Origin of the sequence: uncultured Desulfobulbus sp. (genome assembly GCF_963662935.2) — a bacterium.
Taxonomy (GTDB): Bacteria; Desulfobacterota; Desulfobulbia; order Desulfobulbales; family Desulfobulbaceae; genus Desulfobulbus.
In genome coordinates, this window is the sequence record NZ_CAXXTL010000001.1 from 403178 (window position 1) to 419185 (window position 16008).

A 16008-nucleotide genomic window follows, 5' to 3' on the forward strand; every position below is an offset into this window, starting at 1 on the left:
GCCGGTTTTGAACTGAATGTGGAGTGGGTGTTCAACTCGTGAAAACATCATCGTTTTCACGATACTGTCAATGAGTAAAAAAGGAGGTTCTATGGCTCAGGAAAGCGCAGAACAAAGTAAATTGGGAGAGGGGGGAGGCTGGATCAGCGAGGATTGGCTGGCGTTGATACTTGGTCTCATCATTTTTGGTCTCAGTTTGGGGTCGTTCCAGGGAATGGACCTCCTCGGATGGGGCGCCAAAGCAGGTGTCTGGATCGATCCGGGCAAAGCGATTACCACCATCTCCGCCAAGTATCAGACGGTGAAGGGTGAGATCACCAAGATCGATGGCCAGAAACTCACCTTGAAAAACAAGGAGGGCAAGGAATCAACCACAACCGTTGAGGGAGATGTCTCCAAACTGCAGGTAGGGCAGCAATACGAAAAGGTAGGCATGTCGCCCCTTATGTCGGTTGCCCTCACTTACCTCTTCGCCTTGGCGATCATGACCCTCGGCGCGGTGGCTTTGGGGGCCAATGTGCCGAAGTTCATGTTCGGTTTCACCCTAGCCTTCTGGCTCAGCTATCTCTGCTGGTTCATGGGGCATTTTGCCTATATCGCCGCTACCAAGGACCAGGCGGTCAAGTTTGGCATTCCTTGGTCCATGAGCATGAGCGGCGAGTTTGGCTTCATTTTTGCCCTGATTCTCGGTCTGATCATCGGTAACTTCTTCCCCGGCCTGGCCAACATGATGAAAGAGGCGGCCCGGCCTGAGCTGTACATCAAAACCGGTATTGTCATCATGGGCGCCGGTCTGGGTATCAAGGCGGCTGAGTCCTTCGGCCTAGCCTCGAACATTATGTTCCGGGGATTTTGCGCCATTGTTGAGGCCTACCTCATTTATTGGGCGGTGGTTTATTATATTGCCCGCAAATATTTCAAATTCAGTCGTGAATGGTCAGCCCCGTTGGCCTCAGGTATCTCCATCTGCGGTGTTTCTGCTGCTATTGCCACCGGTGGTGCCATCAGGGCCCGGCCCATTGTCCCGATCATGGTTTCTTCTCTGGTTGTTATCTTTGTGGCCGTGGAGATGGTACTTCTACCTTTGTTGGCCAAGTATTTTCTCTGGACTGAACCCCTGGTGGCCGGTGCCTGGATGGGGCTGGCGGTTAAATCCGACGGTGGCGCCATCGCCAGTGGGGCCATCACTGATGCCCTGATTCGCGCCCAGGCCCTTGATCTGGCGAACATTAACTATGCCGAGGGCTGGGTGACCATGACCGCCACCACGGTGAAGATGTTCATCGATATTTTCATCGGCGTCTGGGCTTTTATTCTGGCCTATATCTGGTGCGCCAAGATCGACGTCAAGCCTGGCCAGAAGGTTGATGCCGGCGAGATTTGGCACCGTTTCCCCAAATTTGTCATCGGCTACGTGCTGACCTTTGTCATTCTTGTGGCTATGTGCTGGCCGTCCGCCAAAGTCATGGGGCCGGCCGAGAAAGAAGCGGCCGAATTGAAGGCCTCGGTCACTTCCATTGAAACCAAGATGAAGGCCACCACCGACGCTACGGTTCTGGCCGGTCTTAAGACCGAGCTGGATGGCGTCAAGGGGAAGCAAAAGGCCGTCAACGAGACCATGAAGGAACCGAAGAACTTCCTGAGCAAGGCGAAATCCTCCAGCAACCAAGGGGATGTCTTCAGGGGACTCTTCTTTCTCCTCTGCTTTTTCACCATCGGCCTGGTGTCCAACTTCAAGAAATTGATGGAGGAGGGGCTCGGCAAGCTGGCGGCGGTCTATTGTATCAGTCTGTTCGGTTTTATTATCTGGGTCGGCCTTTTCATCTCATGGCTCTTTTTCCATGGCGTTAAGCCGCCAACAATTTAACAAGGAGACAATAACATGGAACAGCAACAGCAACCCAAACTGGCTGATGAAATAAAAAAAATGGAGTACGAACCCATGCTGCCGGTCGAATTGTCGCTGGTCCGCTGGAGCATCGGGATCGGTGTCGGTTCGCTTTTCTTCCTGTACTACCTGAGCCAGTGGCTTTTCCCAGGAGGGCATTGAGGGAAAAGAACTGAATTAAAACCGTGAGGCCGAGATCCGCATCATAGCCAAGGCCTGCCGGTATTCTTCGAGGCGCTGTTCCCATACGGGCAGCGCCTCGATGTCGTCTTGCCACTGGGCAAGCTCTTTTTCCGTGAGGGCCAACCGGCCTTCGGCAAAGGCTTTGGCCACCTCAGGATAGTCCATCGCAAATTTTTGCCGTCGTTCTTCCAGCTTAGCCCGTATTTTTTTAACCACCTGCTGGTGATGGTTCAGTTCGCGGGCAATGGAGATTTCGTATTCGTCGGTGTGCATTGTTTTCTTCCTTTCATGAACGACGGAGGTCGAAAGCCTCCTTTTTAGGTCAGCAAAACCAATCCGGCCATCAGCCCCATGGCCGGTTCAACGCTTGCAACCGCGTCCGGATCGATTCGTGCGAACTGCCAGCCGACGCTCTCTGCCAGCGACGTGAAGTTTACCCCGAGAGCGGAGATCGAAGGCCGGGCCAGATCAGGATGGCGGCAGGGCTGGTGCTTGTTCAGCACCGCGCAGGCCTCTTCTGCCGCACAGAACAGTTCTTTGCAGGAACCGGCGGCAAGTCCTCGCGCTTGGAGCATGCCTCGGCTGCGGGCCGCTTTTTCCAGAGTGGCTGCGATCCGGTGAATGGAGCGGGCAAGAGGCAAACGCTTGGTCCCCATCAAATCGGCAACGGGGGCGTCGATCTTAAAAACCAGAATATGTCGGTATGCCCGCAATTGTTCCCGGAAAACCGAGGGGTGCAGAGCATGCGGCGGGCAACCGGGAGCAAGGCCATAGCCGGGACAGCGCTGCGGCGCGCCACATAAAACGGCAAACCGATCTTCCACGACCAGAGACGCCGCCGGGATGATCACCGCCGCTGAGGCCCCCAACGATCGGGCCTGTGCCATCAATTCTTCCATGATGCTTGCCTCTGGTCGCATGGCCGCTCTCCTGTGATCATGTAGCGGCGGACTTAACTCCCTGAACGAAATCATCGAGTTGTTACCACAGCCTTACTGCATACGGCCTTGTTCTTGGTTTCAATAGGGTGGCTGCGGCAATACGTCTCGCGATTCTGTTCAAAGGCAAGCAGATGTGGGTCAATCGTCTTGCCGGTCAGCTCTGCCCCGAAATCCCCCGGTTGCGCCTGAGAGGTTGCGGCAAACAGTCGTTCGAGAATCTGCTGCCCGACTTCGGCACGGTAGTGGGAATGCTCCCAATAGTACTGCATGGCATCTTTGCCGGTTGCCTGGGGCACCGCTTCGGTGGTGATGGCGTTGAATCCGGAAAAATCCATCAGGCGGATGTCGCAGCCTTCCTGCTTCCGGGCGTCAACCATCTGCACTAGATCCTGTTTCCAGCGATCCAGATCCTGCCAGTTTGTTTCCCAATACGACAGTTCGGCCAGGGCATGCACAGGGTGGAAGAAGAAGCGCAACGTCGTGCCTTGGCGGCAGTAATCACGCGTGACCGTGTCGAGTAACTGAAGAGCGGTTTGGACATTGTCCGGCGTTCCCTGGGGATCGCTCTTGCGGATGATCTTGTCAAAAGCCGTGGGGGTGCCGCCTTCATCCGCCATGATGTATTCCAGGCACTGATCGGATTTATGCCCGTAGGTTGCCAGAATCGACAGGCATTGCTGGGCGTTGGGATCGACGAGGATTTTGACCGCATCCGAGGTCGTGGTCATAGAGATCGACCGTTTGACGTCCATCAGCAATCGTTTGAAAGGATACCACTGCCCTTGGGCCACCAGGTCGTCATTGAAATCGGTATTGCCGGCTTTCTGCCTGAATTGCCAGCCATAATCCAGGCCCCAGACGACTATTTCCGGCCGATGGAACGTGCTCGTGTGTTTGAGCATGCCGATGGCATCGCCCAAAGAAGCACCGCTGATCGCCAGGTTGAACACCCGTTTGCCTTGAAAGAGAGGCGTATCGGTGGGCAGGCCGATTTCCGCCCGTGAACTGCCGAGATACACCACCTCGGGCTGATAACGGTAGACCGCATAGGTTTTCGCCCACGGCACTATTTTCTGCTGCGCCGGACCCAACCGCTTGAGCAAGGGTGTGTCCCACTGATGCAGATAATAGGGATCGATCAGGTAATTGATGGTGACGATGCCGGCCAGAAGGAGCAATGCCGTCAGGCCCAGGGCCAGGAAATAGGAACGAAGGCTGGTTGAATTGGATACCGGGGTCATGATCACTTAAAATTGGGCGTAGATAAAATCTTGGGGCTTGTCCATGGACAGGATGCACAGTGCCAGGATGATGCCCGTTGCCACCCCCCAGCGGATCCCGGGCGACCACTGAACGGTGAAGAGGGAAAACGAAGAAGGTTTGTTTTCAAAACGGCTTTCCAGGTGCATGATGATTTCATTGGTGTTGGGCAGAAAAAAGGCAGCAAAGGCGCTGAGGGCCAGGATCGCGTATGCCAGCGGATCGGCGGCGGTAGCCACGGAAATCCCATTGCCGCCGGCCATGGCGGCCAGCATGTTCAAGGCCGAGGTCACATCGGCGGCCCGGAAAAAGCACCAGGCAATCATGACTGCCACAAAGGTCAGGGCGCGGTTGACGAAGGTCATGATTGTTCCGGGAGGTTCGACCCGGCTGCCTCTCAGGCTGCGCCAGCCGTGCTGGATGCACAGATACAAGCCGTGCAGTCCGCCCCAGATGACAAAGGTCCAGTTGGAGCCGTGCCATAAGCCGCCCAGCAGCATGGTCAACAGCAGGTTGCGGTAACGCGACAGCGGGCCGCTGCGGTTGCCGCCTAGCGGAATGTAGAGATAATTACGGAGAAATCGGGACAAGGAAATGTGCCAGCGCAGCCAGAAATCACTGACGCTGGCGGCTTTGTAGGGCGAATTGAAGTTAAACGGGATCTGGAAGCCAAACAGGCGCGATACGCCAATGGCCATATCGGAATAGCCGGAGAAATCAAAGTAGAGCTGGAAGCTGTAGGCAAAGACGCCGAGCCAGGCTTGGAACAACTGCGGATTATTGCTGCCGAAGGCGGCGTCGACCAGGGGCACCAGATTGTCGGCAATCAGCAGTTTTTTGGCCAGGCCAAAGGCAAAGAGGGTCAGGCCGACGGCAAAGTTGTTGCCATGCACCTGATAATTCCCCTTGTCGGCAAACTGCGGCATCATATCTTTGTGATGCAGGACCGGGCCGGCTACGATGTAGGGGAAATAGGAGGTAAACAAAGCATAGTGAAGGAAATTGATGTCCTGCACCTTGTCATAATAGGCGTCAACCAGAATCGAAATCTGGGTGAAGGTGAAAAAGGAGATGCCGATGGGAAGAATGATCGTCAGCAACTGAATATCCTGGGAGACGAAACCGTTGATGCTGGCGATGAAAAAATTGACGTATTTGAAATAACCCAGCAGCACCAGATTGAACACCACCGCTGCAATCAGCCAGCTCTTTTTCCGCGATGGCTGCGCGGCCAGGATCTGTCTGCACGCATAATAATTGCCGCCCATCGACAAGAGTAAGATCGGCAGAAAGCGATAATCCCACGAACAGTAAAAAAAGAAAGAAGCGAGCAGCAACCATATCGCGGCCCCTTTTTGACTGGTGCGCCCGAGGTAATAAAATCCCAGCAGGGTGATCGGCAGAAAGAGGCAAAGAAATTGAAAGGAATTGAAAATCATACTGTTACCTTACGTCAATGTTAGCCGTGCATTGTCCATTTTTACGTTCACAACCCATCACTCACTTGATCAACCGGCGGCGCATGGTGGTCAGCCCGAGAAAGAGGAAGCAGAGGGTGAACACCAGCAGATAGCCCAGGCTGAGCAGCGGGTTGGTCTCCACCAATCCCAAGCAACAGTACCGGGTCAATTCCACCAGATGATAGAGCGGGAAGACCAGGGCGGCGGACTGGGCCCATCCCGGCAGTCCGGCAACCGGGAAAAAGGTGCCGCTGAAGAGAAACATCGGGGTGATAAAGAGAAAAATCGGCAGGTTGAACATGTCGATCGACGGGGTGATGCCGGTGAAAAACATACCCACCGCGCCGAAGGCCAGACCACCAAGGAAGGCCAGTGGCACGATCAGCAACCCTTGAGGAAAGGTGACGAAACCAAACAGCCCCAGAACGGCCATCATGATCAGGGCGGCAGCCGTTGCCTTGGTGGCGCTCCAGACGATCTCCGCGAGGATGATCTCCTCCAGCGATAGAGGCGTGGTCATCATGCCGTCAAAGGTCTTCTGGTAGTACATGCGCACGAAAGAAGCGTAGGTGGTCTCGAAAAACGAGTTGTACATGATTGAGATGCCAATCAGGGCTGGGGCCATGAACTGGGTGTAGGCGAGTGCCTTGCCGCCATAGGTGAGCCCCTGCACCAGCCCCTGGAAGCCGAGGCCGAAGGCAAGGATATAAAAGGCCGGCTCCAGCAGCGGCACCAGAAAGTTGACCTTCCAGATCTTCCGGTAGACTATCAGGTTGCGTCGCCAGACGCTCATAAAACGCCAGGAAATGTTGCTCATCCGGATCATTCGCGCAACTCCCTGCCGGTGAGGCGAAGAAAGACATCCTCGAGGCTGGCCGAACGGAAGGTGCATTGCCGGGAGTGAAAGGCGGAACGAATCGACTGTTCGATTTCAGCATTGCCGTTGTTGTAGATGACCAACCGCTCGCCCATCTCGTCAAAGCCGATGGCACGTTCGCCGAGAAATTGCCTGAGCTCCTGGTCGGCGCCGTTGATCTCGATGATCGAGCTGCCGACATGCGCTTCGATCAATCCGGTTGGCGTACCCTCAACCAAAATCTTGCCGTTATCCATGATCACCAGCCGGTCGCACAGTTGGGCAGCCTCTTCCATGTAGTGGGTGGTGAGGATGAAGGTTTTGCCCTGGGTGCGCAGGCTCTGCAGCCGCTCCCACAACAGATGGCGGGATTGGGGATCAAGGCCGGTGGTCGGCTCGTCGAGGATGATCAACTCCGGATCGTTGATCAGGGCGCGGGCCAGAGTCAAGCGCCGGGCGAGGCCACCGGAAAGTTCGCCCACCTTGGCCTCTCGTTTTTTTTCCAGGGCAAAGAAGTGCAATAATTCCTCGGCACGCTGGCGGGCCTGTCGCGCGGGGATACGAAAGTAGCCGGCAAAGACCAGCAGGTTTTGCACAACCGAGAGGTCCGGGTCCAAGGTGTTATCCTGTTGGCAGACGCCGATGCGCGAGCGAATCTGCCGCCAGTCAATTGTGACATCCAAGCCAAAGATTCGCAGGCTGCCCGAGCTGGGCGGGGCGAAGCCATACATCATGCGGATGACTGAGGTCTTGCCGGCGCCGTTGGGGCCAAGAAGGCCGAAGCATTCGCCGGGCTGCACCGCAAAGGATATGCCGTCCACGGCGGTGAACCCGTCGTAGCGCTTATAGAGGTTGTCGACCTGAACAATCGGCGACGCTGTCTCTTCCTGCACTGGCGGTGGTGAGGCTATCCGCAGGTCCATCTAAATCATGTTCCGATGTCGCAAGACGATTTCCAGGCTGCGATGAGCCGCCAGATAGCGTGCATCTTCGGCGTAGGTGGTCGGATAGACCGGTGGCACCGGTTGGTGTTGCAGCTTGCTGTCGACGTTGACAAAAGTAAAGAAGCAGGAGTTGGAGAGGGCCTTGGTGGTGCGGTCGCGGCTGATCCGTTCAATGCCCGCTTCGACGCAAACGAAGCAGTCATTGGTGTAGACCACCCGTGAGGTGAAGTGGAGCTTGTCGCCCATGCGTACCGGGTGAAAAAAATTGATCCGATTGACCGCCGCGATGATCGATCTGCTCGGAGCCACCAGCTCGGAGCAGATCGACGACAGTTCATAGGCCCGGCGGATTAGGTAGCCGCCGAAGATCTTCTGCGGCACATTCTCCTGCTCCGGATACATCCGCTCCCAGGCGTCGCTGGTCAGGCGGCGGCAGAGGTGACCAGTAAACCCAGGTTCTTCTTGGGCCAGATGGAGAGTGGTCATCATTTCATATTCTTCCCGGCTGGGCGGTTCAAGCAGAGCCGCCTGCTGCTGCCGGTATTCCTCGCGTCTGGCCAGCGCTTTGCCAGCCCTCCTTTTTTCGATCGGCTCACTGTATTCCAGAGGTGGCAGGGCCACGCTGACGACGTCGTCGCCATAACCGGAACGGGCTACCATGGTGAAATAGCAGGAGGCAATATGCAGTTTCGGCTCACCAAGCTGTTCCACCCGGATGCCGACCTCCAGCGAACTGCGGCCGACATGGTTGATGCAGGCGGCAAAGGTCAGATCCCGGTTTACATCCTCGGCATGCCGGATAACGATGTTGTCGATGGCCGCGGTCACCACCCTGGCATCGGGATGGAACTGGGTGACATAGCGCAGGGCGGTCTCCTCGGCAACCTTGTCGAGAATTTCGAGCAGCAGGCCAAAGCGGATGTTGCCCTGGATGGGTTCGTCCACAATCATGAAATTGCGGCGCAGGACGGGGTCGCTGCCCAGGGCCAGGGTTTGGTGAAGGATGGTATCGCAGGGTCGGGTCATGGTCGTTCGCTCACGGTTTTCTCTCCTGAAAAAAGGGTAAAGGAGGTGCATTCTGCAGTGCCGATTCAGGGTAAGGAATGTGCTGTTTTTTTGCAAGCAGTATCTGGCCGCAGGGGAAAGGGGGGCTTTTTTGTTAAAAATAAGAAAAACAAGGGGTTGTTATTTGGATGATCTGTTGGATGCGATCGATGAATGCCCTGGCTTCCCCTGTTTCTGTCGCACCGCCAGGCGTTTTATTCCACGCAACCTGATCGCTGATTTGCTCCCGTCACCCTTATTCCTCTCGGCACAAAATGCTTGTCTTTTATGATAGAAAGACAAAAAGCTGATACAGCTCGATGCGTTGGTCAGGTGGGTATTCCGCTGATTATGCTGATTAGCAAAAAGGTAGCCTATCTCCGCGACTTGATGGATGCCACTTATGATGCCAAGCGGATTGAAGAGGCCAGCCGGGAGTATAGGCATGTCCCAATTGCCGATAGAAATGGACGAGGCAAGGAGGTTGTCCCTATGGCGCCTCACGAAGCGGAGCGCTACAAAATTCGATCCTGTGCGGAACGGGCGAACACTCGACTGAAAGAAGACAGACTTTTGTGCCGGCAATGTCATGGTCAATGGGCACTTTACTAATAATAGCGCGTTATTTTTCCCAAAAACTGCTGGAGCTGAACGCTTTCCGGCTGGTCAAAAAGGCGATCGACATTGCCGCTTTCTCTGATTTTTCCCTCTGCAACAAAGAGACAATGGTCTGCTACAGTGCGGGCAAATCCCATGTGATGGGTTATCAGCAGGAGGTCACGTCCCTCATCTTGCAACTCCTTGATAATATCAAGAACCTCTGAAGTTATCTCCGGGTCGAGGGCCGAAGTCGGTTCGTCGAAGAGCAGAAAACGTGGTTTGATGGCGATGGCCCGGGCAATCGCCACCCGTTGTTGTTGGCCGCCGGATAACTGGGCCGGTTTTTTGTCTGCATGGGCCGTCAGTTGAAAGCGTTTTAGGATGGTCTGGGCTGTTTCAAGCGCCTGCTCATGGTCATATCCCTGCGCCTGCTCAAGCGGCAGGATGATATTGTCGAGCGCGGTCAGGTGTGGAAAGAGGTTGAAGGCTTGGAAGACCGTGCCGATGCTGCGACGATGGAGGAGCAGGCTTGCTGCATCAAAAAGCAGCGGCTTGCCGTTGATACATATTTTCCCGGAATCAGGTCGTTCCAGGCCGGCAATCGTGCGCAGTAGGGTTGTTTTTCCACCTCCCGATGGGCCAATGATGACCAGGGCGTGAACATCCGGCAGATCAATGGAGATATCGTCCAGCACTCGGTGGCCGTTATAGGATTTGCTGAGATGAGCGAGGCTAAGTTGCATAGCGAAATTTCTGTTCCAGGTGGCGGCTGAACAGGGAAATGGGGAGAGTCAACAGCAGATACCCAACGGCCAGCGGCAGGTAGCTTTCCAGGGTGCTGAAGGTATAGGCGTTGACCTCCTGGGCGTTGAGGGTGAATTCACTGACGGCAATGATCGAAAGCAGCGAGGAGTCTTTGACCAGCGAGGCGAATTGACCGGCCAGGGGGGGCAGGATCCGCCGCACTACCTGTGGGAGGATGACAAAACGGTAGGTCTGAAAGGTCGTTAGACCAATGGCGCGCGCTGATTCTAATTGGGATTCGCCGATGCTCTCGATGCCCGCCCGAATAATTTCGCTCAGATAGGCCCCGGCGAAGAAGGCCAGGGTCAGAATTCCAACAACATAGCGATTGTTGATACCAAAAGCATCCGCCACCACGTAGAAAAAGACCAGAATCTGCACCAGAAGCGGGGTTCCGCGCACCCCTTCGATATAGAGCATTGCCAGATATCGCAACGGCAACAGGCGGGAGCGGCGTGCGAGGGCGAAAAAGATGCTGATCAGCAGGCTGAGGCCAAGCGCCGCGACTGAAATCAGCAGAGTGGTCATCCACCCTTGCAGAAATTTCTGCCGGTACTGCCAGACCGCCCTCCAGTTCCAGTCATATTGTAACTGGCTGAAGGCAAAAGAGAAAATTGCGGAGAACAGGAGAAAGACCAAGGCAAAAGCCATGAGCCGGGAGATCAGCGACGGCGCGTCATCGTCCGGCATCCGCCATAAGGTTGTTAATCCGCCCATTTTGTTCCTGGGCGGCTACATGAAAAACGGATAACCGAGGCGCTTGAATTCCTGTTTCTGCTCCAGAAGCCAGGTGTCGCTGAGCTTTTCAAAGCCGCCCTTGGCTCGATAGTCTTTGAGAAAACTATTGATCCCCACCTTGAGGGCGGTGTTGTCTTTGCGGATACCAATGGCCCATGATTCCTGCTGAAAGGGTCGGAGGATGGCGCGGGTGGTTTGCGGGTTCCGCTGCCAGTTGCTATAAGTGGACATCTGGTCGTAAATAAAGGCATCAACCTTGCCCTGGACAACCTCGAGCACTGCCGCTGCTTCCTTGTCAAGGACCAGGATTTTGGCCTTTTTCAACTCTTTGCTCGCATAGTTGTGCCCGGTCGTTCCTTTTTTGACGGCGACAGTCATGCCGACCTGGTCGAGATCACCAATTGTTTGCACAGAAGAATCTTTGCGTACCAGCAGGCAGAGCCCAGTCTGAAGATAGGGGTCGGAAAAGTCGATCGACTGTGCCCGCTCTGGTGTAGCGGTCATTGAGGAAAGGATGATGTCTATCTTACCGGTCTTGAGGGCGGGGATAAGGCCGTCAAAACTCATATTCTCTATCTTGATCTCCCTTCCCAGGCTTATCCCAAGCGCCTTGGCCAGATCGACACTGACGCCTGCCGGTTGGCCGGTGGTGTCGGTCATCTCAAAAGGGGGGTAGGCAAGTTCCATCCCGACTTTCAACGGGCCCTGCTGGTCAGCGCCAAGGCTTGAGTCGGCAAGCCCGGCAACAAGCAAGAGCGTCCACAGGCGCTTCATGATTTTCTTGAAGAATAGACGGGTGCTGGTGGCGCGTTTCATGGGCTAGTCCTCCTGTTTTTGGAGAGCGTGTAAAACGGCTCTGTTGAATGGGCGCAAAATGTAATTAAAGGGTATTCACAGGAAATTGTAGGGGGAAGGATTTGTTCTTCGGAGGCCAGCGCTCTATTCAGCTGAGCTACCCGTCCTTACAGGAATTGCGGGCCTTATTTACCATACAATCTCATTGGTTCCTTGCCTAAGATAGCCACTACTCTGTAGTGCTACTTGTTGCCTTCCTCTAGCTTTCCATGCTTGTCATCACTTCGTGGATTCGTGTTCATCCGTATGCAGCCGGTTGATCTGTAGGCCTGAATCCCAAAGGCTGTCGATCAGCTTTTCTATGTTCTCACCCTGTACCTTGAGGGTGATTAATTGATGTTCCTCGGAAAAATCGGGAAAGACAGTGATACCGAGAACGGTCATCTCGCATTTTTTAAACACCTGCAGCATGGAATAGAACGAGGCCGGTTTGTGGTCAATTTTAATTTCGATCCTGGCACCTTGCTTTTTTGCACCGAGCACTTCGAGAAAGGCGTCAAATATGTTGGTTTCGGTGATGATGCCGACCAATTCCGTGTCCTGCATGACCAAGAGGGCACCGAATTTATGGGTCCGCATCAGGAGGGCCGCCTGTTCCAGAGGGGTGGACGGTTCAACAGTGACTGGTGAACGGGTCATGATCGATCCGGCCTCGATCCGACCGGCCTGGTCAAGGTTTTCCGGGCTGATACTCGGGTCGAAGATAGAGGGCAGGGCGCGGAAAATGTCTTCACGGCTGATAATGCCAACCAAGTGGCCATCGTCGACCACCGGAACCCGGCGGATACGGTTTTCCCGCATGATCTGTTCGACCTCGGCGATGGGCTGACTACTGTTAACAGTGAGAACATTGCTGGTCATCCACAGTTTGACAAACATAGGAAACTCCGAAATTATTTTTTGTTGGATATGATAATGATATCGCGTTTGCTTGCCCCGGCAGGGATATGGTCTCGCAGGTGAAAACAAACGTCGGTCAAGTTGGTCGCGAGCACCATACTGCTGTTGCCGATGCGAATCTCCGTGCCGGCAAACACCTTGCCCTTGACAACAATGGTGCACTCCAGGGCGTGGGAAAGGCCCTGGTCCTGAGGTTCCCCATCTTTTTCGAAAATCATGTTGAAGTGGGCGAGTTGCTTCAAGCTCGCTTTGTGGTCCGCGACCAGTTCATCGAGCTCCTCACTTTCGGCATGCAGACCGATGTGTCGCTTTAGGGTATCGATAACCTCGGCTTGATCGGTGCTGGTTCGCCGCAACTCAAAATAACGGTGCAGTTGCTCAGGTGAAACCGCTGCCGCCAGCAGTGAGGGCGGGGCCATGTCGGATCCGACACTGCCCGTGCTGATTGAGCCGAATGCTACAAGTTGTGAGGCAATGATCCGGGAAGATGGACTGCACAGCAGATCGCCGGAAGTATGTAAGCGGCTGTACGAGGCGTGTTGCCTGAGGATCAGCTTGTTTCCGCAGAGAACTCTGCCCTGGACAACAAAATTGACGTCAATGTCTCCGCGGGTGTGGACGCTCGCAAGTTTGCCGATCACTCCCCCTTTAATCACGGCATTGCTGTCTGATCGCAACTGCCCCTTTTCAACATCACCGCCAACCAGTACATCCCCAAGGGCGTTCACCTTAAATTTTGTTTTGATCGACCCTTTAATTTCAACCGCATCACGCGAAATGATGTTGCCGGTCAGGTAATCAACATCCTGAGCGACAACTTGCCGAGAACAGACTTTTACCGAATTCTCAGTAACCATGGAAAGCACCCCGGACCGCAGCGCTCGAATTTCACCAGTTGTCTCGTCCAGGGCGGCGTCATCCATTGTCCGGACGGTAATATCTTTTCCGGGTAATGGCGCAATGGGGACACCGTAGATGTCTCGACCGGCTGTCCCTGGCGTTGGGGGTATTTTTACGGCGATCAGCTGATCCTTACTGACACCGATGAACATGTTGCGTTCGCGAAAATCGATTTCGCCGTTGCCCATGACTTTGCCGGGCAGGGGGCCAATCTCCATTTCAAAGCGCAGCCAGGCATCCTTCCCCTTGACCGGAAGAGTACCCAAGGCGACGATGGCGATGCGCGGACGGTGCTCGCTGGCGCAGAAATCGATGCACTGTTCGACTGCATGGGGTAGCTGGCCGAAGGTGATGTGTTTCTCCGTCAGAACTTGGAGGATGGTTTCCTTGTTAGGCAGGCTGTGGCCCGGCGGGGCAGGCCTTAGGCAGAGTTGAGCTTGCATCCGGTCCGGGGTGGTACGGATCAACGGGGTAACGCTCAAGGTGAGGGCGTGGTCAGAGCCCTTGCGGGTGGTAGTGCAGGACGGATATCCAGTATCCGCAGCGATCAGTTGCCGGGTCTCTTCATCCTGGGGGACATTCTCGCCTGGCAAAAAAATCTGTTCCGCCTGATGAGGACAGGAAAGTATTTGGCCGAAGATGTTTTTTCCCATCTGGTGTTTGATCGGAGGGCCGTATTCCGTAAGAAAATCGCCCTTATGGACAAGGGGTGTCAGGAAAATTTCAACTTGGCTGATCTGCCCGTTCTCGTCTTTTTCTTCGAGAGTCAGGGGGTGATGGGTAAATCGCAGTTGGAGACCCTCCCTGCCGACAACCGGAGGTGTACCCACAGCTAAAATCAGGGGATCGGACAGCGCTTCTTCGGCTTTATCGATACACCCTGATGCGCGGGCAAGAGCCTCCTGGTCGATGCCATGGACAACGCCTTTACGGGCCAGTAGCTCGCGCAATTCTTGCCCGGAACCGAGCTTTACCAGCTCCTCTTTCGTGCCAGTGGAGTGGAGGCTGACAAGCAGTTGGTCGGGTGCGATGCGGAGATAGTAGGTTATGCTGTTCAATCGCGGCCAATAGGTTGAAAAAAGGAAACTTTTTCAAGGTAATACCATAAAGGAGGGACGATCACAAGGCAGAAGCATTTGCTTGCTGTCCTTGCAGGGGGGAGGATGGAATGAGTGGGGTGACGGGTAGGCTCACCGACAGGCAAGGAAAAGTACGGGGCGGGAGTACGTTCCCACCCCGAGGTGGAACACGGTCAGGGAGACGCCGATCACAGATCGGTCTGCTCATTGACCAGCCTGAATTTGGCGAGGAGGTGGAAGGTCAAGGAAAGGATCATTCCCACCACCGTGGCCAGTGCCATACCTTTGAGTTGGACATCGCCAATTTTGACCGCCACGCCACTGATGCCGACGATGAGCACAATGGCGGTCAGTGAGAGATTGGCCGGCTTGGAATAATCGACCTTGGATTCCACCAGCATCCGTACACCTGAGGCAGCTATCACTCCGAAGAGCAGCATGCAGACGCCGCCCATAACGGGTGCAGGGATTGATTGGATAAAGGCGGAGAGCTTGCCAATAAAGGCCAGGCAGATGGAGATGATGGCCGCACCGCCAATGACCCAGACCGAGTAAACCCGGGTGATGGCCATGACGCCGATGTTCTCCCCGTAGGTGGTGGTCGGCACCGAGCCGCAGAATCCCGAGAGCACGGTGGAAACACCGTCGCCCATCAAAGAACGGTGCAGGCCTGGATCCTTGGTCAGATCGCGATCAACAATGTTGCCGGTGACCACCAGATGCCCAATATGCTCGGAAATCACCACCAGGGAGGCGGGCAGGATAATGAGGATGGCGTGAAAATCGAGTTTAGGCAGATAAAAGGTGGGCAGGGCGAGCAACGGTGCATTGGCGATGCCCCCGAACTGGACCAGCCCCATGGGGATGGCGACCAGGTATCCGACGACGATACCGGTGAGGACGGGAATAATGGCCATGAAGCCACGGAAGAGCACCGAGCCGAAGGTGACTACCAAGAGGGTGGCTATCGAGACTACAATGGCTTTCATGTTGTACGCACCGCTGGCCGGATCGGGCATGATGCCCGCCATACCGGTTGCGACGCTGGCCAGTTCCAGGCCGATGAGGGCGACGATCGGCCCCATGGTGGCCGGCGGCAGGACGATTTTGATCCAGGCCGAACCGAATTTCCAGATAATCAGGGCGACCGTCATAAACACCAGCCCCGAGGCAATGAAGCCGCCCAAAGCATAGGAATAGTTGCCTGTCCACTGGGCCTGGTTGGCTCCGAGAACCACGAAGACCGGCGAGAGAAAGGCAAAGCTCGATCCAAGGAAGGCCGGGGCTTTACCCTTGCAGAGGAAGAGATAGATCAGGGTGCCGACCCCGTTCATCAACAAGACGATGGCCGGGTCTATTTTAAACAGAGTCGGCACCAGGACAGAGGCCCCGAACATGGCGAAGAGATGCTGGAAACTTAAGGGAATACCTGTAAGCAGGGGAACTTTTTCTTCGACCTGGATCGTTTTTCTCTGCATGAACTGGACTCCATCAAATGGGGTGGTGAAGCTGGGAAACAGCCTACTACGGAAAACGAACAATTGCCGGATGGTCGC

16 protein-coding genes are annotated in these 16008 nt (G+C 55.1%); 3 read left to right on the forward strand and 13 right to left on the reverse strand.

The genetic code is table 11. The features are described 5' to 3' along the window. Positions 1-91 precede the first annotated feature (91 nt). Positions 92-1867, forward strand: a complete 1776-nt coding sequence (locus ACHZCX_RS01725) for a putative sulfate exporter family transporter (RefSeq protein WP_319585514.1) — start codon at positions 92-94, stop codon at positions 1865-1867. A gap of 15 nt (positions 1868-1882) precedes the next feature. Then, a complete protein-coding gene (locus tag ACHZCX_RS01730; protein WP_319585515.1) occupies positions 1883-2050 on the forward strand; it encodes a hypothetical protein in 168 nt (55 codons plus the stop codon). Between the two features lie 15 nt (positions 2051-2065). Here ACHZCX_RS01730 and ACHZCX_RS01735 read toward each other — a convergent pair whose 3' ends face one another. From ACHZCX_RS01735 to ACHZCX_RS01765, 7 genes are all read right to left on the reverse strand, one after another. Continuing rightward, positions 2066-2344, reverse strand: coding sequence for a hypothetical protein (locus ACHZCX_RS01735; RefSeq protein WP_319585516.1), 279 nt, complete (start codon positions 2342-2344; stop codon positions 2066-2068). Between the two features lie 44 nt (positions 2345-2388). Then, complete coding sequence (locus ACHZCX_RS01740; protein ID WP_319585517.1) at positions 2389-2991, reverse strand: DUF2284 domain-containing protein; 603 nt, start codon at positions 2989-2991, stop codon at positions 2389-2391. Positions 2992-3041: 50 nt separating this feature from the next. Beyond that, entirely contained in the window at positions 3042-4253 is a 1212-nt protein-coding gene (locus ACHZCX_RS01745) for a hypothetical protein (RefSeq protein WP_319585518.1), read from the reverse strand. A gap of 6 nt (positions 4254-4259) precedes the next feature. Further along, the gene (locus ACHZCX_RS01750; RefSeq protein WP_319585519.1) at positions 4260-5711 is read right to left on the reverse strand and encodes an MBOAT family O-acyltransferase; all 1452 of its coding nucleotides are present in this window, start codon (positions 5709-5711) and stop codon (positions 4260-4262) included. Between the two features lie 61 nt (positions 5712-5772). Next, complete coding sequence (locus ACHZCX_RS01755) at positions 5773-6558, reverse strand: ABC transporter permease (protein WP_319585520.1); 786 nt, start codon at positions 6556-6558, stop codon at positions 5773-5775. After that, positions 6555-7511 (reverse strand): ATP-binding cassette domain-containing protein, encoded by a 957-nt coding sequence (locus ACHZCX_RS01760; RefSeq protein ID WP_319585521.1) that lies wholly within the window; start codon positions 7509-7511, stop codon positions 6555-6557. Before ACHZCX_RS01760 ends, ACHZCX_RS01755 begins: the two co-directional genes overlap by 4 nt. Next, entirely contained in the window at positions 7512-8558 is a 1047-nt protein-coding gene (locus ACHZCX_RS01765) for an acyl-CoA thioesterase (RefSeq protein ID WP_319585522.1), read from the reverse strand. It lies immediately after the preceding gene. 369 nt (positions 8559-8927) lie between these two features. Between ACHZCX_RS01765 and ACHZCX_RS01770 the strand changes: the two genes are divergently transcribed. Then, positions 8928-9188, forward strand: a complete 261-nt coding sequence (locus tag ACHZCX_RS01770) for a hypothetical protein (protein ID WP_319585523.1) — start codon at positions 8928-8930, stop codon at positions 9186-9188. On the opposite strand, the gene ACHZCX_RS01775 is transcribed toward ACHZCX_RS01770, so the two are convergent. The 6 genes from ACHZCX_RS01775 to uraA form a co-directional block, all read right to left on the reverse strand. Then, positions 9185-9919 (reverse strand): amino acid ABC transporter ATP-binding protein, encoded by a 735-nt coding sequence (locus ACHZCX_RS01775; protein ID WP_319585524.1) that lies wholly within the window; start codon positions 9917-9919, stop codon positions 9185-9187. The genes ACHZCX_RS01770 and ACHZCX_RS01775 overlap by 4 nt on opposite strands. Then, positions 9909-10697, reverse strand: a complete 789-nt coding sequence (locus ACHZCX_RS01780) for an amino acid ABC transporter permease (protein ID WP_319585525.1) — start codon at positions 10695-10697, stop codon at positions 9909-9911. Before ACHZCX_RS01780 ends, ACHZCX_RS01775 begins: the two co-directional genes overlap by 11 nt. Positions 10698-10712: 15 nt before the next feature. After that, entirely contained in the window at positions 10713-11492 is a 780-nt protein-coding gene (locus ACHZCX_RS01785) for a transporter substrate-binding domain-containing protein (protein WP_394708755.1), read from the reverse strand. Between the two features lie 300 nt (positions 11493-11792). Next, positions 11793-12452, reverse strand: coding sequence for a CBS and ACT domain-containing protein (locus tag ACHZCX_RS01790; protein ID WP_319585527.1), 660 nt, complete (start codon positions 12450-12452; stop codon positions 11793-11795). 14 nt (positions 12453-12466) lie between these two features. Next, complete coding sequence (locus ACHZCX_RS01795) at positions 12467-14431, reverse strand: FapA family protein (RefSeq protein WP_319585528.1); 1965 nt, start codon at positions 14429-14431, stop codon at positions 12467-12469. A 209-nt stretch (positions 14432-14640) separates the two neighbouring features. Then, positions 14641-15930, reverse strand: coding sequence for a uracil permease (gene uraA, locus ACHZCX_RS01800; protein ID WP_319585529.1), 1290 nt, complete (start codon positions 15928-15930; stop codon positions 14641-14643). Between the last annotated feature and the right edge of the window lie 78 nt (positions 15931-16008).